18 protein-coding genes and 3 tRNA genes are annotated in these 20501 nt (G+C 64.2%); 20 read left to right on the top strand and 1 reads right to left on the bottom strand.

Features of this window, described 5'->3' with window-relative positions; translation table 11 throughout:
• Positions 1-9: 9 nt before the first annotated feature.
• Complete coding sequence (locus tag V9K93_RS16340) at positions 10-1887, bottom strand: DUF3413 domain-containing protein (RefSeq protein WP_295379512.1); 1878 nt, start codon at positions 1885-1887, stop codon at positions 10-12.
• Positions 1888-2083: 196 nt separating this feature from the next.
• Here V9K93_RS16340 and V9K93_RS16335 point away from each other — a divergent pair, with 196 nt between their 5' ends.
• The 20 genes from V9K93_RS16335 to V9K93_RS16240 all read left to right on the top strand — a co-directional run bounded on the left by V9K93_RS16335 (position 2084) and on the right by V9K93_RS16240 (position 20501).
• Positions 2084-3019 (top strand): isopenicillin N synthase family dioxygenase, encoded by a 936-nt coding sequence (locus tag V9K93_RS16335; protein WP_337302886.1) that lies wholly within the window; start codon positions 2084-2086, stop codon positions 3017-3019.
• A gap of 723 nt (positions 3020-3742) precedes the next feature.
• On the top strand, positions 3743-4498 hold the full coding sequence (gene tpiA / locus V9K93_RS16330; protein ID WP_046983977.1) for a triose-phosphate isomerase: 756 nt from the start codon (positions 3743-3745) through the stop codon (positions 4496-4498).
• A 31-nt stretch (positions 4499-4529) separates the two neighbouring features.
• On the top strand, positions 4530-4967 hold the full coding sequence (gene secG / locus V9K93_RS16325; RefSeq protein ID WP_006381136.1) for a preprotein translocase subunit SecG: 438 nt from the start codon (positions 4530-4532) through the stop codon (positions 4965-4967).
• Between the two features lie 51 nt (positions 4968-5018).
• A tRNA-Leu gene (locus V9K93_RS16320) sits at positions 5019-5103 on the top strand.
• 111 nt (positions 5104-5214) lie between these two features.
• On the top strand, positions 5215-5571 hold the full coding sequence (locus V9K93_RS16315; protein WP_008265012.1) for an NADH-quinone oxidoreductase subunit A: 357 nt from the start codon (positions 5215-5217) through the stop codon (positions 5569-5571).
• Positions 5562-6116, top strand: coding sequence for a NuoB/complex I 20 kDa subunit family protein (locus V9K93_RS16310; protein ID WP_005410463.1), 555 nt, complete (start codon positions 5562-5564; stop codon positions 6114-6116). Before V9K93_RS16315 ends, V9K93_RS16310 begins: the two co-directional genes overlap by 10 nt.
• A 33-nt stretch (positions 6117-6149) precedes the next feature.
• Positions 6150-6899, top strand: a complete 750-nt coding sequence (locus V9K93_RS16305; RefSeq protein WP_005410462.1) for an NADH-quinone oxidoreductase subunit C — start codon at positions 6150-6152, stop codon at positions 6897-6899.
• Complete coding sequence (locus V9K93_RS16300; protein ID WP_046983976.1) at positions 6896-8203, top strand: NADH-quinone oxidoreductase subunit D; 1308 nt, start codon at positions 6896-6898, stop codon at positions 8201-8203. The genes V9K93_RS16305 and V9K93_RS16300 overlap by 4 nt, the downstream gene beginning before the upstream one ends.
• Before the next feature lie 97 nt (positions 8204-8300).
• Positions 8301-8828, top strand: coding sequence for an NADH-quinone oxidoreductase subunit NuoE (gene nuoE / locus V9K93_RS16295; RefSeq protein WP_012511709.1), 528 nt, complete (start codon positions 8301-8303; stop codon positions 8826-8828).
• A 4-nt stretch (positions 8829-8832) separates the two neighbouring features.
• Entirely contained in the window at positions 8833-10173 is a 1341-nt protein-coding gene (gene nuoF, locus V9K93_RS16290; protein WP_012511708.1) for an NADH-quinone oxidoreductase subunit NuoF, read from the top strand.
• Complete coding sequence (gene nuoG / locus V9K93_RS16285) at positions 10170-12404, top strand: NADH-quinone oxidoreductase subunit NuoG (protein WP_046983975.1); 2235 nt, start codon at positions 10170-10172, stop codon at positions 12402-12404. The genes nuoF and nuoG overlap by 4 nt, the downstream gene beginning before the upstream one ends.
• Positions 12401-13495, top strand: coding sequence for an NADH-quinone oxidoreductase subunit NuoH (gene nuoH, locus V9K93_RS16280; protein ID WP_046983974.1), 1095 nt, complete (start codon positions 12401-12403; stop codon positions 13493-13495). The genes nuoG and nuoH overlap by 4 nt, the downstream gene beginning before the upstream one ends.
• A 3-nt stretch (positions 13496-13498) precedes the next feature.
• The gene (gene nuoI / locus V9K93_RS16275) at positions 13499-13987 is read left to right on the top strand and encodes an NADH-quinone oxidoreductase subunit NuoI (protein WP_006381128.1); all 489 of its coding nucleotides are present in this window, start codon (positions 13499-13501) and stop codon (positions 13985-13987) included.
• A gap of 9 nt (positions 13988-13996) precedes the next feature.
• Complete coding sequence (locus V9K93_RS16270) at positions 13997-14653, top strand: NADH-quinone oxidoreductase subunit J (protein ID WP_046983973.1); 657 nt, start codon at positions 13997-13999, stop codon at positions 14651-14653.
• Positions 14650-14955 (top strand): NADH-quinone oxidoreductase subunit NuoK, encoded by a 306-nt coding sequence (gene nuoK, locus V9K93_RS16265; protein ID WP_006381125.1) that lies wholly within the window; start codon positions 14650-14652, stop codon positions 14953-14955. Before V9K93_RS16270 ends, nuoK begins: the two co-directional genes overlap by 4 nt.
• A gap of 7 nt (positions 14956-14962) precedes the next feature.
• Complete coding sequence (gene nuoL / locus V9K93_RS16260; RefSeq protein WP_046983972.1) at positions 14963-17128, top strand: NADH-quinone oxidoreductase subunit L; 2166 nt, start codon at positions 14963-14965, stop codon at positions 17126-17128.
• A 23-nt stretch (positions 17129-17151) separates the two neighbouring features.
• A complete protein-coding gene (locus tag V9K93_RS16255) occupies positions 17152-18660 on the top strand; it encodes an NADH-quinone oxidoreductase subunit M (RefSeq protein ID WP_006381122.1) in 1509 nt (502 codons plus the stop codon).
• Between the two features lie 15 nt (positions 18661-18675).
• Positions 18676-20136 carry an NADH-quinone oxidoreductase subunit NuoN gene (gene nuoN, locus V9K93_RS16250; protein WP_136639760.1) on the top strand — a complete coding sequence of 487 codons (1461 nt, stop codon included), beginning with the start codon at positions 18676-18678 and terminating at the stop codon, positions 20134-20136.
• Positions 20137-20265: 129 nt separating this feature from the next.
• A tRNA-Met gene (locus V9K93_RS16245) sits at positions 20266-20342 on the top strand.
• A gap of 82 nt (positions 20343-20424) precedes the next feature.
• Positions 20425-20501, top strand: a tRNA-Met gene (locus V9K93_RS16240).

The following is a 20501-nucleotide window of genomic DNA, read 5'->3' as shown; positions in this document are numbered from 1 at the left end:
CCTTGGGGGTCAGCGGTTGCGGAAGCGGGTCAGCGCTTCCCATGCAGAGCGGACGGCGGCGGAGTCCGGGACCTGCTGAGGCAGCGGGCGGTAACGCAGGTCAAGCGCCGTTGCGTTGCCGAATTTGTCGAACACGTAGATGGCGTCGCCGTGGCGGACCGCGCGTTGCGACCAGCTTTCCACCACCAGTGCGCGTTGGCCCGTGGGTTCGCCCAGCAGGTCCTGGCCGGTGCTGAAGTCGGTCAGCGCGTTCTCGCAGCCCAGTGCGTGGCGCATCAGGGTCGGCACCCAGTCTTCGTGGGAACTGGTGCGTGTCTGAATGCCGCTGGCCTGGCCTGGCCAGTGCAGTACGAACGGCACCTGCAGCTGGTAATCGGAGAAGTTGCCGTTGTGTCCCCAGTAGTTCAGCTTGAGGTCGTTGAATTCTTCGGCGTGATCACCGGTGACCAGGACGATGGTGTCCTCGGCCAGGCCCTGCGCGCGCAAGTCGTCCAGCAATGAGCCGATAAGACTGTCGGCGTAGTGCACGGCGGTGCGGTAGCGGTTGAGCTCCGGCGTCGGGTCGTGGTCGGGGCCGAATTTCAGGAAGTCGATTTCCTTGGCCATCGGTGTGGCCACCGGCGGATAGCTGGCAGGCAGGTGGTAGCCAGCGTGGGTGGAGTCGAGGAACACGAAACCGAACCAGGGCTGCTGTGCCGCCTGGCTGGTACGGATGTCCTTCTGCAGCGCAGCGACGATGGCACGGTCGCGGCCATCCGGGCCGAGTTCGGACGGTCCTTGATGCAGCTGATCGCGGACGTCGGCAAACACGGTGCGGTCGAATTCGGGGCTGTACAGCGGCGCACTGCCATACAGGTGCAGGTCGTAGCCCTGTTGGCGCAGTACCTGGAACAGCTGCGAGCCACGCTGTTCGTCCAGCATGCTCTGCCAGTAGCCACCGGGCAGGCCGTAGAGCAGGCCGAACAGGCCATAGCGGGTGGCGTTGCCGGTGCTGAAGTGGTGGTCGTATACACGCGACCCCTGTGCCAGCGCCGAGGCATTGGGCATCAGCTGGGGGGTCAGGACGTCGTGGCGCAGCGACTCCAGCACCACCATCAGCACGTTGGGGCGGTGCGGGTTCTGGCAGCGCAGCGGCTGCAGCGGATACTGCAACTGGGCGTGGCGCGGATCTGGCAGCCCGGCCTGCTGTTCGCTGACCACACCGAGCTTGCGCATGAAGCTCTTGGCGGTGATCGGCTGTGCCCACGGCAGATAGTTCCACTGCGCGATCACATCGCGGTCGCCGCGGGCATCGTAGTAGGCGGTGGCGACCTGGCCGCCGGCCATCAGCAGTGCGACCACCGCCCAGGCCTGCAGTACCGTGCGCCGACGGGGCAGGGCTGGCAGCAGCTTCCAGCAGGCCCAGGCCAGCAGGCCTTCGGCGGTGAAGATGGCGGCCACCAGCAGGCCCGCCTGCAGCCAGGTTTTCCAGGACAGCGCTACCTGGTCCTGCAGTGCGCCACCGAAGACCATGTTCACCACCATGGCATTGAGGTGGAAGCGGTACAGGGTGAACACCTTGGCGTCGACCAGCAGCAGGCATAGCCACAGGCCCTGCAGCAGCACTGCACTGACACTCAGGATGCGTGCGTTGCGCTGCCAGAGTCCCAGCAGCAGTGGCAACAGGCCGGCCAGCGCGCCGAATGCCAGCAGATGGCCGGGCAGGGCGACGGACAGGTAAACCAGGCCGATTGCGCCACCGGGGTTGTCGGTCAGCGGCACGTTCCCAACAGTGATGGCTGCGGCCAGGATCGCGTTGCCGGCCACGAACAGCGACCACCAGGCCAGCCGGCGCCAGTGGCGGGCGGTATCTGCTACGGGCGTAGTGTCGGCTGGGTCGGAGGGCATGGTGCGGGCGGGGTCGGATGGCTGGAAGAAACGCGCGGCACCAACGTGATTGAATCGTTAAATGTGCTCGGGTCGCGCATTGTATCGGTTTGTTTCCTTGTATCGAGTCGCGTTCGCCGGGCGATCTGTCACAATGTTCAGGCGGGCCCTGAATGCGCAGGCCCGTTTCAGACCCAACGACAAGCCAGGAACCGCTGTGAGCCAGATCCCGACCCTCGACATCACCCGTTTCGACAGCGACCGCGAAGCCTTCGTGGCCGAGCTGGGCGCGGCCTACCGCCAATGGGGATTCGCGGGCATCCGCAACCACGGCATCCCGCAGGCCGACATCGACGCGGCCTACGGTGCCTTCAAGGCCTTCTTCGCCCTGCCGGATGAGGTCAAGCGCAAGTACCACGTGGCCGGCAGCGGCGGCGCCCGCGGCTACACCCCGTTCGGTGTTGAAACCGCCAAGGGTTCCAAGCACTTCGACCTGAAGGAGTTCTGGCACATCGGCCGCGAGATCGCTGACGACTCCAAGTACCGCGACGTGATGGCCCCGAACCTGTGGCCGACCGAGGTCGAGGGCTTCCGTGAGCGTGGCTACGGCCTGTACCAGGCGCTGGACAACCTGGGTTCGCGCGTGCTGTCGGCGCTGGCCCTGCACATCGGCCTGCCGGAGGATTTCTTCGCCGACAAGACCAATTTCGGCAACTCGATCCTGCGTCCGATCCATTACCCGCCGATCACCACCGACGACATCCCGAATGTGCGTGCGGGCGCCCATGGCGACATCAACTTCATCACCCTGCTGGTCGGCGCCAGTGCCGCCGGCCTCGAAGTGCAGTCGCATGATGGCAAGTGGGTGCCGTTCACTTCGGACGCCGACACCATCGTGGTCAACATCGGCGACATGCTGCAGCGCCTGACCAACCATGTGTATCCGTCGACCATCCACCGCGTGGTCAACCCCCCGGGTGAGCTGGCGCGCCAGCCGCGCTACTCGGTACCGTTCTTCCTGCACCCGAACCCGGACTTCCTGATCGATGTGCTGCCGTCCTGCATCACCCCGGAGAACCCGAGCCGGTACCCGGAGCCGATCACCGCCCACGGCTTCCTCGAGGAGCGCCTGCGCGAGATCAAGCTGAAGTAATGAGAAGTGAAGGCCGCCGAAAGGCGGCCTTTTTCTTTGCAGGGCTGCGCCCTGCACCCGCAGAGGCCGAAGCCGAAGCCAAGGCCAAAGCCAAAGCCAAAGCGGCTCTGGGATGTTCCGTGGGGAGGCGGGGAGGTGTCGGATGGCGGGGACGCCGTGAACCCGTCCATGGGGGCTTGGCCGCGGCATCCATGCCGCGGACACTCCGCCATCCGACACCTCCCCGCCTTCGACAGTTTCCCGGTGACGGCGGGTAACTCGCGATTTCCGGTAGGTGTCGACCTTGGTCGACACGGTAGATCCACGCCATGCGTGTGGGGTAGGGGTCAGATCCCTTTTCCGCAGGAAAAGGGATCTGACCCCGGCAGCTAAAGCAGGGGAGGGGCCGAAGCTCTGCTTTCGCTTTTGCTTTTGATCTTCTTTTTTCTTTCCGTGGCGGGCGGACCGCCGCAATGTGTCATGGGCCGGGCGGGTGGGGCTGGCGAGGGTGTCCGCGGCATGGATCCGCGGCCAAGCCCCCAGGGATGGGTTCACGGCGTCCCTCGCCAGTCCCACCCGCCCGGCCAACCCCACAAATCCAGCCGGGGCTCTCCGCGACCAACCCCACCCCGCCACGAGGGGCTGCGCCGTTGGCTGAAAATCCATGTAACCGCTTACAAGGAAACGGATTTTTGCCGTAACGGGTATCATGACCGGCTGACTTCACACAGGAGCCACCCGCTCATGCGCCGCAAGATCGTCGCCGGAAACTGGAAGCTGCATGGCAGCCGTCAATTCGCCAATGAACTGCTGGGGCAGGTGGCCGCCGGGCTGCCGCTGGAGGGGGTGGACGTGGTGATCCTGCCGCCGTTGCCGTACCTGGGGGAGCTGGTCGAGGACTTCGGCGAAACCGGTCTTGCCTTTGGCGCGCAGGACGTGAGCAGCAACGAGAAGGGGGCCTATACCGGCGAGGTCTGCGCGGCGATGCTGGTCGAGGTCGGTGCCCGCTATGGCCTGGTCGGCCACTCCGAGCGCCGCCAGTACCACCATGAAAGCAGCGAGCTGGTTGCCCGCAAGTTCGCCGCCGCCCAGCATGCCGGCCTGGTGCCGGTGCTGTGCGTGGGTGAGACCCTGGAGCAGCGCGAAGCGGGGCAGACCGAGGCGGTCATCGCCAGCCAGCTGGCGCCGGTGCTGGAACGGGTCGGTGCGGCAGGCTTCGCCAAGGCCGTGGTTGCCTACGAGCCGGTCTGGGCCATCGGTACCGGCCGTACCGCCAGTAAGGAGCAGGCGCAGCAAGTGCACGCGTTCATCCGTGGCGAAGTCGCGCGTATCGATGCTAGAATCGCTGATTCACTGCCCATTGTTTACGGCGGTAGCGTGAAGCCCGACAATGCCGGGGAACTGTTCGCGCAGCCGGATGTCGATGGTGGGCTGGTCGGTGGCGCCTCCCTGGTGGCCGCGGACTTCCTGGCCATCGCACGGGCGGCGGCCGCGAACTAATCCTAGAAGTATTGTCCGAGGGCGGTTTTCAATGCTGATGTTGATCCTCAATGTCGTCTACGTGCTGGTCGCTGTGGCCATGATCGCGCTGATCCTGATGCAGCGTGGTTCGGGTGCGGCGGCGGGTTCGGGCTTTGGCGCCGGTGCCTCGGGTACGGTGTTCGGTGCGCGCGGCGCTTCGAATTTCCTGTCCAAGTCCACCAAGTGGCTGGCAGTCGTGTTCTTCGGCATCAGCCTCTTCATGGCCTGGTATGCCGGTCACGGCACCCGTCCGGCGGCCGAGCAGGATCTGGGTCTGATGTCCGCCCCGGCGGTGACCGCTCCGGCGGCCCCGGCGGGCGAATTGCCGGCCGTTCCGAAGGCCGATGCGGTCCCGGCCGCCCCGGTTCCGGCCGCAACTGTGCCGGCTCAGGCGGAATCTTCGGTTTCTGGTGAAGAAAAGCCTTCGGAAGGCTCCCAGAAACACTGAAGCCGGTTACAATACGCGGCGCATCGGGAAGATAGTCTGATGTGATCGTTTGCCCAGGTGGCGGAATTGGTAGACGCACTACCTTGAGGTGGTAGCGACTTAGGTCGTAGGGGTTCGAGTCCCCTCTTGGGCACCATTTGTAAGTAAAGCGGGTTCGTCTGGCGCGCAAGGCGCCAGGCAGATTCCCGTCCACTCCCCCATGCCAAAGCGCCTGCAGGCGCAGCGGCAGAGGCAAGAGAGAATCGCTGTGCTGGCCGAATATTTGCCGTCTCTGCTGTTTCTGATCGTTGCCACCGGTATCGGCATTACGCTGATGCTGGTTGGCCGATTCCTCGGTCCCCGCCGCCCCGATCTGGAAAAGCTGTCGCCGTACGAGTGCGGCTTCGAAGCCTTCGAAGACGCGCGCATGAAGTTCGACGTGCGCTACTACCTGATCGCGATCCAGTTCATCGTCTTCGACCTGGAAATCATCTTCATCGTGCCGTGGACCCAGGTCTTCATGGAGCTGGGCGCGCGTTCGCTCATCACCATGGGCCTGTTCGTCGGCATGCTGTTCCTCGGTTTCATTTACGTCTGGAAGAAGGGAGCGCTGGAATGGGAGTGATTCAGACTCTCGATGGCCTCATGAACAATCCGACGCCGGAAGGCCGGGTTGATGACATCCTGCGGCCGGAAGGCGACAACCCGCTGCTGGAAAAGGGCTTCGTCACCACCAGCGTCGACGCACTGCTGAACTGGGCGCGTACCGGCTCGATGTGGCCGATGACCTTCGGCCTGGCCTGCTGTGCGGTCGAGATGATGCATGCCGGTGCCGCGCGCCTGGACCTTGACCGCTACGGCGTGGTGTTCCGTCCGTCGCCGCGTCAGTCCGACGTGATGATCGTGGCCGGTACCCTGGTCAACAAGATGGCCCCGGCGCTGCGCAAGGTCTATGACCAGATGCCGGACCCGAAGTGGGTCATCTCGATGGGCAGCTGCGCCAACGGCGGTGGTTACTACCACTATTCCTATTCTGTGGTGCGCGGCTGTGATCGCGTGGTGCCGGTGGACGTCTATGTCCCGGGCTGCCCGCCGACCGCCGAGGCGCTGGTGTACGGGATCCTGCAGCTGCAGAAGAAGATCTGGCGTACACAGACCATCGCCCGCTGACCCCTTCACCTGACAAGAGCGCGCCAAGCCCCCATGGCAGAGCAAGCATCCTTCATCGACCGACTCTCCGCACGTTTCGCAGGTGCGAAGGTCATCGTGGTCGAACCCCGCGGCGAAGTGACGCTGGAAGTGCCTGCCGCCGAGTGGCACGCCACCGCCCTGGCGCTGCGTGACGAGTTTGGTTTCGAACAGGCCGTCGATCTCTGCGGCGTCGACTATCTCGGTTATGGCTCCGATGAGTGGGACACCGCCGATGTGTCCTCGCAGGGCTTCAGCCGTGGTGTCGAAGGCAAGGCCCAGGGCCGTTTCGCGTGGGGCGAGTTCCCCACCGAGGAAAACGGTGCCGACGGCGCCCGCCCGCAGCACATGCCGACCCAGCGTTTCGCCGTGGTCGCCCAGCTGCGTTCGTACCAGCACAACCTGATGATGCACCTGCGCTGCTTCGCCCCTGACGAAGCGCTGCCGGTGGTGTCCTCGCTGACCGGCATCTGGCCGGGCCTGAACTGGTTCGAGCGCGAAGCGTTCGACCTGTACGGCGTGATCTTCGAAGGCCACCCGGACCTGCGTCGGATCCTGACCGATTACGGTTTCGTCGGTCATCCGTTCCGCAAGGACTTCCCGCTGATCGGCAATGTCGAAGTCCGCTACGACGAAGAAAAGAAGCGCGTGATCTACGAACCGGTCACCTCGGTGGAGCCGCGTGTCGGCGTGCCGCGCGTGATCCGCGACGACGCCCGCCTGCAGACCGCAGAAGGTGAGCGCGCGCAGGAGGCAGTGAAGTGAGCCACGTACACCAGGCCGGCGAAGCATTCGCCAGCAGCCCGGCCGAGAGCCGGCAGGAAATCCGCAACTACACCATGAACTTCGGCCCGCAGCATCCGGCCGCCCACGGTGTGCTGCGCCTGATCCTGGAAATGGACGGCGAAACCATCATGCGCGCCGACCCGCACGTGGGTCTGCTGCACCGTGGTACCGAGAAGCTGGCCGAGTCCAAGCCGTTCAACCAGTCGATCGGCTACATGGATCGCCTGGATTACGTGTCGATGATGTGCAACGAGCACGCCTACGTGCGCTCGATCGAGACCCTGATGGGGATCGAGGCGCCGGAGCGTGCGCAGTACATCCGTACCCTGTTCGATGAAATCACCCGCATCCTCAACCACCTGATGTGGCTGGGTTCCAACGCCCTCGATCTGGGCGCAATGGCGGTGATGCTGTACGCCTTCCGCGAGCGTGAAGAGCTGATGGACTGCTATGAAGCGGTCTCCGGCGCGCGCATGCACGCGGCGTACTACCGTCCGGGCGGTGTCTACCGCGACCTGCCGGACCACATGCCGAAGTACAAGGAATCGCGCTGGCACAAGGGCAAGGCCCTGAAGAACCTCAACGCCGCGCGCGAAGGTTCGCTGCTGGACTTCCTGGAGAACTTCACCAACGAATTCCCGGGTCGTGTCGACGAATACGAGACCCTGCTGACCGACAACCGTATCTGGAAGCAGCGTACCGTCGGCATTGGCGTGGTGACGCCCGAACTGGCCCACCAGTGGGGCATGACCGGTGTGATGCTGCGCGGCTCGGGCGTTGCCTGGGACCTGCGTAAGAAGCGCCCGTACGCCAAGTACGATGCCGTCGATTTCGACATCCCGCTGGGCAAGGAAGGCGACTGCTACGACCGTTACCTGGTCCGCATCGCCGAAATGCGCGAGTCCAACCGCATCATCAAGCAGTGCGTGGCGTGGCTGAAGGCCAACCCGGGCCCGGTGATGGTGAAGAACTTCAAGGTCGCTCCGCCCAAGCGCGAGGACATGAAGGACGACATGGAAGCGCTGATCCACCACTTCAAGCTGTTCAGCGAAGGCTATTGCGTGCCTGCCGGTGAAACCTACGCCGCCGTTGAAGCCCCGAAGGGCGAGTTCGGCTGCTACCTGGTCTCCGATGGCGCCAACAAGCCGTTCCGCGTGCACCTTCGCGCGCCGGGCTTCGCCCACCTGTCCTCGATCGACTCGATCGTGCGCGGCCACATGCTGGCCGACGTGGTGGCGATGATCGGCACCTACGACCTGGTGTTCGGCGAGGTTGACCGGTAATGCCGTCCGCCACGCCAACGCCCGCTGCAGGCAGCCGGCGCAAGCCGGCGCCGCAGTTTCTGCAATTTCACGTTATGCATTTCGCTGAGGTCGGCCGATGAAGGCGACAGGTAATTTCGAGGCGGCGCGCGACGTCGACCCGATGGTGGTGCTGAGCGACAAGACGCGCGCTCACATCGATCACTGGCTGTCCAAGTTCCCGCCGGACCGCAAGCGCTCTGCCGTGCTGCAGGGCCTGCACGCGGCCCAGGAGCAGAACGAGGGCTGGTTGACCGACGAGCTGATCGCCGGCGTGGCCAAGTACCTGGACCTGCCGCCGGTCTGGGCCTACGAGGTCGCCAGCTTCTACTCGATGTTCGAGACCGAGAAGGTGGGCCGCAACAACGTGGCCATCTGCACCAACATCAGCTGCTGGCTCAATGGCGCCGAGGACATCGTCCGCCATTGCGAGAAGAAGCTGGGCATCAAGCACGGTGAATCGACCGCGGACGGCCGCGTCTACCTCAAGCGCGAGGAAGAGTGCCTGGCAGGCTGCGGTGGCGCACCGATGATGGTCATCAACGGTCATTACCATGAGCGTCTGACCCTGGAAAAGGTCGACGAGCTGCTGGACGGGCTGGAGTAAGGGCATGGCACATCACCACGAATCCAAGGGGCCGGTCGGTCCTGCGCCGCTGCCGCACCAGGTGGTCTACACCACCCTGCATTACGACACCCCGTGGTCGTACGAAAGCTACCTGAAGACTGGTGGCTATGCCGCCCTGCGCAAGATCCTCGAAGAGAAGATCCCGCCGGAGCAGGTCATCGAGATGGTCAAGGCCTCGGGCCTGCGCGGCCGTGGCGGCGCGGGCTTCCCGACCGGCCTGAAGTGGTCCTTCATGCCCAAGGGCAACATGCAGAAGTACATCCTCTGCAACTCGGACGAATCCGAGCCGGGCACCTGCAAGGACCGCGACATCCTGCGCTACAACCCGCATTCGGTGGTGGAAGGCATGGCGATCGCCTGCTACGCCACCGGTTCGACCGTGGGTTACAACTACCTGCGCGGTGAGTTCCACCACGAGCCGTTCGAGCACTTCGAGCAGGCCCTGGCCGACGCCTATGCAAACGGCTGGCTGGGCAAGAACGTGATGGGCTCGGGCGTGGACATCGACATCTACGGTGCGCTGGGTGCCGGCGCGTACATCTGCGGCGAAGAAACCGCACTGATGGAATCGCTGGAAGGCAAGAAGGGCCAGCCGCGCTACAAGCCGCCGTTCCCGGCCAACTTTGGCCTGTACGGCAAGCCGTCGACGATCAACAACACCGAAACCTACGGTTCGGTGCCGGCGATCATCCGCAACGGTCCGGAGTGGTTCAAGGGCCTGAGCCTGACCGCCAACGGCGGCCCGAAGTGCTTCTCGGTGTCCGGCTGCGTGCAGAACGGCGGCAACTTCGAAGTGCCGCTGGGCACCACCTTCCACGATCTGCTGCAGATGGCTGGTGGCCTGCGTCCGGGCCGCACCCTGAAGGGCGCGATCCCGGGCGGCGTGTCGATGCCGGTGCTGACCGCGGCCGAGCTGAAGGACCTGCCGATGGACTACGACACCATCCGTGCGCTGGGCTCCGGCCTGGGTTCGGGTGCGATCGTGGTGCTCGACGACAGCGTCTGCTGCGTCAAGTTCGCCTGCCGCATCAGCCAGTTCTTCCACAAGGAATCCTGTGGCCAGTGCACCCCGTGCCGTGAAGGTACCGGCTGGATGCACCGCGTGCTGGAGCGCATCGTGGCCGGCAAGGCCACGATGGAAGACCTGCACCAGCTGAAGGCGGTGGCCGGCCAGATCGAAGGCCACACCATCTGTGCGTTCGGTGAAGCGGCTGCATGGCCCATCCAGGGCTTCCTGCGCCAGTTCTGGGACGAATTCGAGTACTACATCGTCAACGGTCATTCGATGGTTGACGGCAAGAAGGTGGAGGCAGCCGCCGCATGAGCGCGCAACCCGTAAACCCGAGCGTGCCACCGGATCACGTGACCATCGAGATCGATGGCAAGTCGCTGGTCGTACCCAAGGGTTCGATGATCATCCAGGCCGCCGACAAGGCCGGCATTTCGATTCCGCGCTTCTGCTATCACGAGAAGCTGCCGATCGCCGCCAACTGCCGCATGTGCCTGGTGGACGTTGAAAAGTCGCCGAAGCCGGCGCCGGCCTGTGCCACCCCGGTGATGGATGGCATGAAGGTCGCCACCCGCAGCGAGAAGGCACTGAAGTTCCAGCGCTCGGTGATGGAGTTCCTGCTCATCAACCACCCGCTGGATTGCCCGATCTGCGATCAGGGCGGCGAGTGCGAGCTGCAGGACGTGTCGCTGGGCTATGGCCGTTCGGTCAGCCGCTTCAACGAGCGCAAGCGTGTGGTGCCGGACGAGGACATGGGCCCGCTGGTCGCCACCGAGATGACCCGCTGCATCCAGTGCACCCGCTGCGTCCGCTTCACCGCCGACGTTGCCGGTACCTATGAACTGGGTGGCATGTACCGCGGTGAGAACCTGCAGATCGGTACCTTCGACGGCAAGCCGTTGACCACCGAGCTGTCGGGCAACGTCGTCGACGTCTGCCCGGTCGGCGCGCTGACCAACAAGGTGTTCCAGTTCCGCGCCCGTCCGTGGGAACTGACCGCGCGCGAATCGCTGGGCTACCACGACGCGATGGGTTCGAACCTGTTCCTGCACGTGCGTCGCGGCGAAGTGCTGCGCACCGTGCCGCGCGACAACGAAGCCGTGAACGAGTGCTGGCTGTCCGACCGTGACCGCTACTCGCACCAGGGCCTGTACAGCGAAGATCGTGCGGTCAAGCCGCTGCGCAAGGTCAATGGCGAGTGGAAGGAAGTGAGCTGGGCCGAAGGCCTGGCCGCCGCTGCCGAGATCCTCAAGGCCAACCAGGGCGACAACCTGGGCGTGCTGGTGCACCCGTCGACCTCGAACGAGGAAGGCGCGCTGCTGGCCCGCCTGGCCAAGGGCCTGGGCTCGAGCAACATCGACCACCGCATCAACAACCGCGATTTCTCCGACGCTGCAACCGCTGAAGTGTTCGGCCTGCCGCTCGCCGAGATCGAAGGCGCCGACCGCATCGTCGTTCTGGGCAGCAACATCCGCCACGAACTGCCGCTGCTGCACGCTCGCCTGCGCAAGGCGCAGACCACCAATGGCGCGAAGATCCACGTCGTCAACCCGGTGGACTTCGACTTCGCCTTCAGCATCGCCGGCAAGCAGATCGTCGCGCCGTCGAAGTTCGTCGACGCGCTGGCCAACGCCGAGCTGCGTTCGGCGGTGCAGGGCGGCAACAACACCGTGCTGATCGTCGGTGGCATCGCTGAAAACCATCCGCAGGCTGCCGCGATCCGCGCCGCTGCGCGTGAGTTCGCCGCCGCCACCGGTGCCAAGCTGTGCCGCATACCGCAGGGCGCCAACGCCGTTGGCCTGACCCGCGCCGGCGTGCTGCCGGCCGGCAAGGACGTCGCCGAGATGCTGGCGCAACCGCGCCAGGCCTACGTGGTGTACGGCCTGGAGCCGGGTCTGGACTTCGCTGACGCTCCCGCCGCGCGCAAGGCGCTGGTCGGTGCCAAGGTGGTGGCCTTCAGCCAGTTCGCCTGCGTCTCCACCCGCGACGTTGCCGACGTCATCCTGCCGATCGGTGCGCTGCCGGAAATCGACGCCACCCTGACCAACCTCGATGGTCGCGAACAGTCGGCCCGTGCCGGCGGCAAGCTGCCGGGCGAGGCCCGTGAGGGCTGGCGCGTGCTGCGCGCACTGGGCGGCGACATGGCGCTGGCCGGTTTTGACTTCACCGACCTGGCCGGCCTGCGTGCCAGCCTGGCCCCGGTGTCGGTCACCGTTGCCGCTTCGGCGCAGCCGGTGGTTGCCGGCGAAGGCCTGGAAGTGGCTTCGACCGCCGCGATCTACCGCACCGATGCGGTGGTCCGTCGTGCCCCGGCGCTGCAGTCGCATCCGCTCAACAACGCGCCGCGCATCGTGCTGAACGCTGAAGATGCCGCTCGCCTGCAGCTGCAGGAAGGGCAGATGGCCAAGGTCGGCACCGATGCCGGCAAGGCCACCCTGCCGGTGGTGATCGACGCCCGCGTCGCTGCGGGTTCGGTCTGGATTGAATCGGGCCACGGCGCGACCGCGCCGCTGGGTGCCGCTCGCGTAACGGTGGTGGCTGCATGAACGAATTGCTGTTGAACGCGGTCGACCCGCTGCACCAGTGGCTGCTTGGCCTCGGTGACATCGGCGCGCTGATCTGGATCATCCTGAAGATCCTGGTGATCACCGTTCCGGTGATCATCTCGGTGGCCTTCTACGTGGTCTGGGAACGCAAGCTGATCGGCTGGATGCACGTCCGCCACGGCCCGATGTACGTGGGCATGGGCATCTTCCAGGCCTTCGCCGACGTCTTCAAGCTGCTGTTCAAGGAAGTGGTCCAGCCGAGCAGCGCCAACAAGGCGATCTACCTGCTGGCACCGCTGATCACCTTGGCTCCGGCCTTCGCGGCCTGGTCGGTGGTCCCCTTCGATTCGCAGATCGTGCTGTCCAACGCCAACGCCGGCCTGCTGTACCTGCTGGCGATGACCTCGCTGGGCATCTACGGCATCATTCTGGCCGGTTGGGCATCCAACTCGAAGTATGCGTTCCTGGGTGCGATGCGTGCCTCGGCGCAGATGATCAGCTACGAAATCGCCATGGGCTTTGCCCTGGTCGGCGTGATGATCGCGTCGGGCAGCCTGAACCTGAGCAACATCGTGATGGCGCAGGCCGGCAATTCCGGTTTCTTCGACTGGTTCCTGCTGCCGCTGTTCCCGCTGTTCGTCATCTACTGGGTGTCGGGCGTTGCCGAAACCAACCGCGCGCCGTTCGACGTGGTGGAAGGTGAATCGGAAATCGTCGCCGGCCACATGGTTGAGTACTCGGGCGGTGCGTTCGCGCTGTTCTTCCTGGCCGAATACGCCAACATGATCCTGATCAGCTTCCTGATCTCGATCTTCTTCCTCGGCGGCTGGCTGAGCCCGATCCAGGGCTGGGTCAACCCGGGCGATATCTCGCCGCTGGTCGACTGGATCTGGAAGGGCGGTGCACCGTGGCTGTTCGTCAAGGTGTTCTTCTTCGCCAGTGCCTACATCTGGTTCCGTGCCAGCTTCCCGCGCTTCCGCTATGACCAGATCATGCGCCTGGGCTGGAAGGTCTTCATCCCGCTGGCCATTCTGTGGATCGCGGTTACCGCCGTCATGGTGTTCTTCGGCGTGATTCAAAAGGGCGTCTAAGTGATGAACAGGATTACCCATTACTTCAAGAGCCTTCTGCTGCTCGAACTGCTGGGCGGCCTTTGGCTGACGCTGAAGTACAGCTTCAAGCCCAAGTACACGATGATGTACCCGATGGAGAAGTTCCCGCAGTCGCCGCGCTTCCGTGGCCTGCACGCCCTGCGCCGTTACCCCAACGGTGAAGAGCGCTGCATCGCCTGCAAGCTGTGCGAAGCGGTGTGCCCTGCATTGGCCATCACCATCGACTCGGCCAAGCGCGAGGACGGCACCCGCCGTACCACGCGCTATGACATCGATCTGTTCAAGTGCATCTTCTGTGGCTTCTGTGAAGAAAGCTGCCCGGTGGACTCGATCGTCGAAACCCACATCCTCGAGTACCACTTCGAGAATCGTGGCGAAAACATCGTTACCAAGCCGCAGCTGCTGGCCCTGGGCGACCGTCTCGAATCCGAGATCGCCGAGCGTCGCGCCGCCGATGCCGCTTACCGCTGAGGTCGAGAGATGGATTGGGTAAATATCGCTTTCTGGGTCTTCGCCATCGCGGCAACGGTTTCGGCCGGTGCGGTGATCAGCGTGCGCAATCCGGTGCATGCCGTTCTGTGTCTGGTGCTGACCTTCTTCTCCATCGCCTGCGTGTGGCTGCTGGTCGGCGCCGAGTTCCTCGGCGTGGCACTGGTGCTGGTGTATGTCGGCGCTGTGATGGTGCTGTTCCTGTTCGTGGTGATGATGCTCGACATCGATCCCACCAAGCTGCGTGAGGGTTGGGTGCGCTACCTGCCGGTCGGCCTGATCGTCGCCGTGGCGATGCTGGTGCAGATGCTGATCCTGATCGGCGTGAAGGGCAGGGCGGTCACCCCGTTCCCGGCCGACAACGCCGCCGCGCTCGCCGCCGACAGCTCCAACGTCACCTGGCTGGCCCGTACGCTGTTCACCGAGTACCTGCTGCCGTTCGAGTTCGCTGCGGTCATCCTGACCGTGGCCGTGGTGGCCGCCGTGATGCTGACCCTGCGTCGCCGTACCGGCGTGAAGAGCCAGAACCCGGGCGAGCAGACCATGGTCAAGGCCGGCCAGCGCCTGCGCATGGTCAAGATGGACGCCGAAGCGCCGGTCGTGCACAGCAACAGCAAGCCGGCCACCGGCGAGGAGACCCAGCCGTGATTACCCTTGGCCACATGCTTGCGCTTGGCGCGGTGCTGTTCGCCATCAGCCTGGCCGGCATCTTCCTCAACCGGAAGAACGTCATCGTCCTGTTGATGTCGATCGAGCTGATGCTGTTGTCGGTGAACGTCAATTTCGTCGCCTTCTCGCGTCAGCTGGGCGATCCGTCCGGCCAGCTGTTCGTGTTCTTCATCCTGACCGTCGCCGCCGCGGAAGCCGCCATCGGCCTGGCGATCCTGGTGACCCTGTTCCGTACCCGACGCACGATCAATGTCGGCGAAGTCGATTCGTTGAAGGGCTGATCCACAGATGGAAATCACTCTCTCCAAGAGTCTGTTGATCGCAGTGGTGCTTGCACCGCTGTTCGGCAGCATCATCGCCGGCCTGTTCGGTCGCCAGGTCAAGCGCTTCGGTGCGCAGACCATCACCATCCTCGGCGTCGCGGTGGCCTGCGGCCTGTCGATGTACACGCTCTACCAGCTGCTGTGGGGCGGTGCGCAACCGTTCAACCAGAACATCTACACGTTCTTCGAAGTCGGCCAGTACTCGGCCCATGTCGGCTTCATGGTCGACAAGCTGACCGCGATGATGATGGTGGTGGTGACCTTCGTGTCGCTGCTGGTCCACATCTACACGATCGGCTACATGCAGGACGATCCGGGCTACCAGCGGTTCTTCAGCTACATCTCGCTGTTCACCTTCTCGATGCTCACCCTGGTGATGAGCAACAACTTCCTGCAGCTGTTCTTCGGCTGGGAAGCGGTGGGCCTGGTGTCGTACCTGCTGATCGGCTTCTGGTTCAAGCGCCCGACCGCGATCTTCGCCAACATGAAGGCGTTCCTGGTCAACCGCGTCGGTGACTTCGGCTTCCTGCTCGGCATTGCCGGCGTGCTGTGGGTGTTCGGCACCCTGGATTACTCGCAGGTGTTCTCGCAGGCCGGCATGCTGGCCGACCCGCGCGCCCAGCTGCAGATCTGGGACGGCACCATGTTCGGCATGCAGCTGTTGAACGAGCCGGTGATCTGGTCGATCGCCACCGTCATCTGCATCTGCCTGTTCATCGGTGCCATGGGCAAGTCGGCCCAGGTCCCGCTGCACGTGTGGCTGCCGGACTCGATGGAAGGCCCGACCCCGATTTCGGCACTGATCCACGCCGCGACGATGGTGACCGCCGGTATCTTCATGGTCACCCGCATGTCGCCGCTGTTCGAGCTGTCGCAGACCGCGTTGAACTTCATCCTGTTCATCGGTGCCACCACGGCCTTCTTCACCGGCCTGATCGGCATCGTGCAGAACGACATCAAGCGCGTCGTCGCGTACTCCACGCTGTCGCAGCTGGGCTACATGACCGTCGCACTGGGCGTGTCGGCCTATTCGGCGGCCGTGTTCCACCTGATGACCCACGCCTTCTTCAAGGCGCTGCTGTTCCTGGGTGCCGGTTCGGTCATCATCGCGATGCACCATGAGCAGGACATGCGCAAGATGGGCGGCCTGCGCAAGTACATGCCGATCACCTTCGTCACCATGTGGATCGGTACCCTGGCCCTGGTCGGTACGCCGTTCTTCTCCGGTTTCTACTCGAAGGACACCATCATCGAAGCGGCCGAGATCCACGCCCACATGCAGAACAGCTGGGTGGCCACCTATGGCTACTGGGCTGTGCTGGGTGGCGTGCTGGTGACCAGCTTCTACAGCTTCCGCCTGCTGTTCATGACCTTCCATGGCAAGGAGCGCTTCCGCGACGCGCACAATGACGATCATGGCCATGGCCATGACGATCACCACGCTGCTGATGCGCATCATGGCGACGCGCACCATGACGACCACGGCCATGGCCACGGTCCGCATGAGCCGCACGAAACCCCGTGGGTGGTGACCCTGCCGCTGATCCTGCTGGCCATCCCGTCGATCGCCATCGGTTTCTTCAGCATCGGTCCAATGCTGCACGGTACCGACTGGGCGGGTAATCACGCTCACGCGGCGATCAAGGGCCAGGCACAGACGTTCTTCACCGGTGTCGTGGACTTCTACGATCCGGCCAAGAACACCGTTGCCTTCCTCGGTGAGGAGTTCCATGGCCCGGTCGCGTTCGCGCTGCACGGCATGATGCTGCCGCCGTTCTGGCTGACCCTGGCAGGCTTCCTGCTGGCCGCGCTGTTCTACCTGTGGAAGCCGGACCTGTCGGGCAAGGCGCGCAAGACCTTTGCTCCGCTGGTGTCGGTGCTGGAAAACAAGTACGGCTTCGACAAGCTGTGGATCGATGGCTTTGCTGGTGGCGGTGTCAAGCTGGGCAAGGTCTCGCGCTGGATCGACAGCAACATCGTCGATGGCGTGGTCAATCTTTCGGCACGTGTTGTGGACGTTGCAGCCGGCGTGCTGCGTCGTACCCAATCCGGTTTCCTCTATCACTACGCCTTCGCGATGATCATCGGCCTGATTGCCCTTCTGGGCGTGCTGATGCATTACCTGCGTTGATGACCTGTACGGAATAAGAAGACGTGTCGAACTGGCCTCTACTCAGTGTCCTCATCTGGCTGCCGATCATCGGTGGCGCCCTGATCCTTGCGATCCGTGATGCGCAGACCGCCCGCTGGGCGTCCCTGGGCGTCGCCGTGCTGACCTTCGTGGCGAGCCTCTCGCTGCTGAGCGGCTACAACGCGGGTGTCGACGGCATGCAGTTCGTCGAGACCCATGCCTGGATCCCGGCGTACAAGATCGGCTACAACCTGGGCGTGGACGGCATTGCCGTGGCGCTGATCCTGCTGACCACGCTGGTCAGCGTGCTTGCCCTGATCGGTGCCTGGAGCGCGATCGACAAGCGCGTCAACCAGTACGTGGCGGCCTTCCTGATCCTGGAAGGTGTCACCGTCGGTATCTTCGCCGCAACGGACGCGATGCTGTTCTACGTGTTCTTCGAAGCGATGCTGATCCCGATGTTCCTGATCATCGGTGTCTGGGGCGGCCCGCGCCGCATCTACGCCGCGCTGAAGTTCTTCCTGTACACCTTCCTCGGCTCGGTGCTGATGCTGGTGGCGCTGATCTACCTGTACATGAAGGGCGGCAGCTTCCAGCTGGCCGACCTGTACGCGCTGCCGCTGTCGGCCAAGGAGCAGACCTGGATCTTCTTCGCCTTCCTGATCGCCTTCGCGGTCAAGGTGCCGATGTTCCCGGTCCACACCTGGCTGCCTGACGCCCACGTGGAAGCGCCGACCGCCGGTTCGGTGATCCTGGCTGCCATCGCCCTGAAGATCGGTGGCTACGGCTTCCTGCGCTTCAACCTGCCGATCGTCCCGGACGCGTCCCAGGAATGGGCCTGGCTGGTGATCGCGCTGTCGCTGATCGCGGTGATCTACGTCGGCCTGGTCGCGCTGGTGCAGGACGACATGAAGAAGCTGATCGCCTATTCGTCGATCGCGCACATGGGCTTTGTCACCCTGGGTACCTTCATCGCCCTGTGGTTGGTGCGTGAAGCCGGCAACGCCGATGCCGCCCGCCTGGGCCTGCAGGGCGCGATGGTGCAGATGATCTCGCACGGCTTCGTGTCCGGCGCGATGTTCTCCAGCGTCGGCGTGCTGTACGACCGCATGCACAGCCGCCGCATCGCCGATTACGGCGGCGTGGTCAACGTGATGCCCTGGTTTGCCACTTTCGCCATGCTGTTCTTCATGGCCAACGCAGGCCTGCCGGGCACCAGCGGTTTCGTAGGCGAGTTCATGGTCATCCTCGCGGCCTTCCAGCGTAATCCGTGGATCGCGCTGGGCGCGGCCACCACCCTGATCATCGGCGCCGCCTACACCCTGTGGCTGTACAAGCGCATCTTCTTCGGCGAAGTGGCGAACAGCCATGTTGCCGAACTGAAGGACATCAACGGCCGCGAATGGCTGGTGCTGGGCGTGTTCGCCATCGGCGTGCTGGCCCTGGGCATCTACCCCAAGCCGCTGACCGACCTGATGGAGCCCTCGATCGCGAAGCTGGCGATGCAGATCGCATCCAGCAAGCTGCTGTAATTCCAGGATTTGATGATGACCACCTCGCCGCTGCTGCCATTGACCGCCGCTGACCTGCCACCGCTCGCCCCCGAGCTGGTGCTGATCGGCAGCGCCTTCGCCCTGATGATCCTCGACCTGTTCGTCAGCAACCGGAACAAGCTCGTCACCCACCTGTTCTCGCTCGCTGCGCTGGCCGTGGTGCTGTTCATGCTGGCCACCGGCGTGGGCGGGCAGGGGGAGGTCTTCCATGGCATGTTCGTGCGCGATACCGCCGCAGACGTGATGAAGACCGGGATCGTTCTGCTCAGCGGCCTGACCCTGGTCTATGGCTGGCGCTACCTGCGTGACCGCAACCTGTTCCAGGGCGAGATCCCCGTGCTGATCCTGTTCGGCACCGCCGGCATGATGATCCTGGTCTCGGCCGGCAGCCTGCTGATGGTCTACCTGGGCCTGGAACTGCTGGCGCTTTGCTCCTACGCGCTGGTTGCCAGCAACCGTGAGAACGGCCTGGCCTCGGAAGCGGCGATGAAGTACATCGTGCTGGGCTCGCTGGCCTCGGGTCTGCTGCTGTACGGCATGTCGCTGATCTACGGCGCCACCGGCAGCCTGCACCTGGACGTGATCCGTGAGGCCATCCCGCACTCGGAAGAGCGCGTGCTGCTGATCACCGGTGCGGTGTTCATGATCGCCGGCGTTGCCTTCAAGCTGGGTGCCGCGCCGTTCCACATGTGGCTGCCCGACGTCTACCAGGGGGCTCCGGCACCGATCGCGCTGTTCATCAGCTCGGCACCGAAGCTGGCTGCCTTCGGCATGGCCTACCGCCTGCTGGAGATGGGCGTGGGCCCGCTGTCGGCCGAACTGCAGCTGCTGATTGCCGGCCTGGCCGCGGTCTCGCTGGTGATCGGCAACCTGATGGCCATCGCGCAGAGCAACCTCAAGCGCATGCTGGCGTTCTCCACCGTTTCGCACATCGGCTTCCTGCTGATGGGCATTGCTGGTGGCGGTTCGCAGGGCTATGCCGCCGCGCTGTTCTACGCACTGGCTTACGCCATCATGTCGACCGCGGCCTTCGGTGCGATCATCGCGCTGTCGCGTGCCGGTTTCGAAGCCGAGAACATCGAAGACTTCAAGGGCCTGAATGCCCGCAACCCGTGGATGGCCGGCCTGGTGCTGTGCATCATGGCGTCGCTGGCTGGCATCCCGCCGTTCCTGGGCTTCTGGACCAAGCTGGCGGTGCTGGGCGCAGCCATCAACGGTGGCCTGCTGTGGTTGGCCATCCTGGGCGTGCTGTGTGCCGTGGTCGGCTGCTTCTACTACCTGCGCGTCATCAAGGTCATGTACTTCGATGAGCCGGTAGGCGAGGCCATGCCGCGAAGCAACGACCGCGTGCTGGGCCTGGTGCTGGGCGTGAACGCACTGGCGCTGCTGGCGCTGGGCCTGGCCTGGAACCCGATCATGATCTGGTGCCAGAAGGCATTTGCGCATATTGCATAAAAGTTGACACAAAGCTGCGCGATTCGTGTAATATGCGCAGCCTGAGTTGTCACTGCAGCGGTTCAGCCAGAACATCGTTGCAGGGCGCCTCCCTCGCCAAGAGAGGGGCAGCAGTTCAAACACTTTCGGTGCGGGGTGGAGCAGTCTGGCAGCTCGTCGGGCTCATAACCCGAAGGTCGCAGGTTCAAATCCTGCCCCCGCTACCAACTTCATATCGGCGCCAACCGATTTGATGAATGAGGAAAAGCTTGCATGTTTTGAAGCTATGCCTCATAATTCCGCTTCTGATGCGGGGTGGAGCAGTCTGGCAGCTCGTCGGGCTCATAACCCGAAGGTCGCAGGTTCAAATCCTGCCCCCGCTACCA

It is taken from the genome of Stenotrophomonas sp. CCNWLW162 (assembly GCF_037203745.1).
GTDB lineage: Bacteria > Pseudomonadota > Gammaproteobacteria > Xanthomonadales > Xanthomonadaceae > Stenotrophomonas > Stenotrophomonas maltophilia_AQ.
This window is presented reverse-complemented; position numbering and strand designations above follow the sequence as displayed.

Excerpts from the sequence above, each read along its gene's own strand:
- nuoL (WP_046983972.1), top strand. The coding sequence starts at position 14,963 with ATGGAAATCACTCTCTCCAAGAGTCTGTTGATCGCAGTGGTGCTTGCA.
- V9K93_RS16310 (WP_005410463.1), top strand. The coding sequence starts at position 5,562 with ATGGGAGTGATTCAGACTCTCGATGGCCTCATGAACAATCCGACGCCG.
- nuoH (WP_046983974.1), top strand. The coding sequence starts at position 12,401 with ATGAACGAATTGCTGTTGAACGCGGTCGACCCGCTGCACCAGTGGCTG.
- nuoG (WP_046983975.1), top strand. The coding sequence starts at position 10,170 with ATGAGCGCGCAACCCGTAAACCCGAGCGTGCCACCGGATCACGTGACC.
- secG (WP_006381136.1), top strand. The coding sequence starts at position 4,530 with ATGCTGATGTTGATCCTCAATGTCGTCTACGTGCTGGTCGCTGTGGCC.
- V9K93_RS16270 (WP_046983973.1), top strand. The coding sequence starts at position 13,997 with ATGGATTGGGTAAATATCGCTTTCTGGGTCTTCGCCATCGCGGCAACG.
- nuoE (WP_012511709.1), top strand. The coding sequence starts at position 8,301 with ATGAAGGCGACAGGTAATTTCGAGGCGGCGCGCGACGTCGACCCGATG.
- nuoF (WP_012511708.1), top strand. The coding sequence starts at position 8,833 with ATGGCACATCACCACGAATCCAAGGGGCCGGTCGGTCCTGCGCCGCTG.
- V9K93_RS16305 (WP_005410462.1), top strand. The coding sequence starts at position 6,150 with ATGGCAGAGCAAGCATCCTTCATCGACCGACTCTCCGCACGTTTCGCA.
- nuoI (WP_006381128.1), top strand. The coding sequence starts at position 13,499 with ATGAACAGGATTACCCATTACTTCAAGAGCCTTCTGCTGCTCGAACTG.
- nuoN (WP_136639760.1), top strand. The coding sequence starts at position 18,676 with ATGACCACCTCGCCGCTGCTGCCATTGACCGCCGCTGACCTGCCACCG.
- tpiA (WP_046983977.1), top strand. The coding sequence starts at position 3,743 with ATGCGCCGCAAGATCGTCGCCGGAAACTGGAAGCTGCATGGCAGCCGT.
- V9K93_RS16340 (WP_295379512.1), bottom strand. The coding sequence starts at position 1,887 with ATGCCCTCCGACCCAGCCGACACTACGCCCGTAGCAGATACCGCCCGC.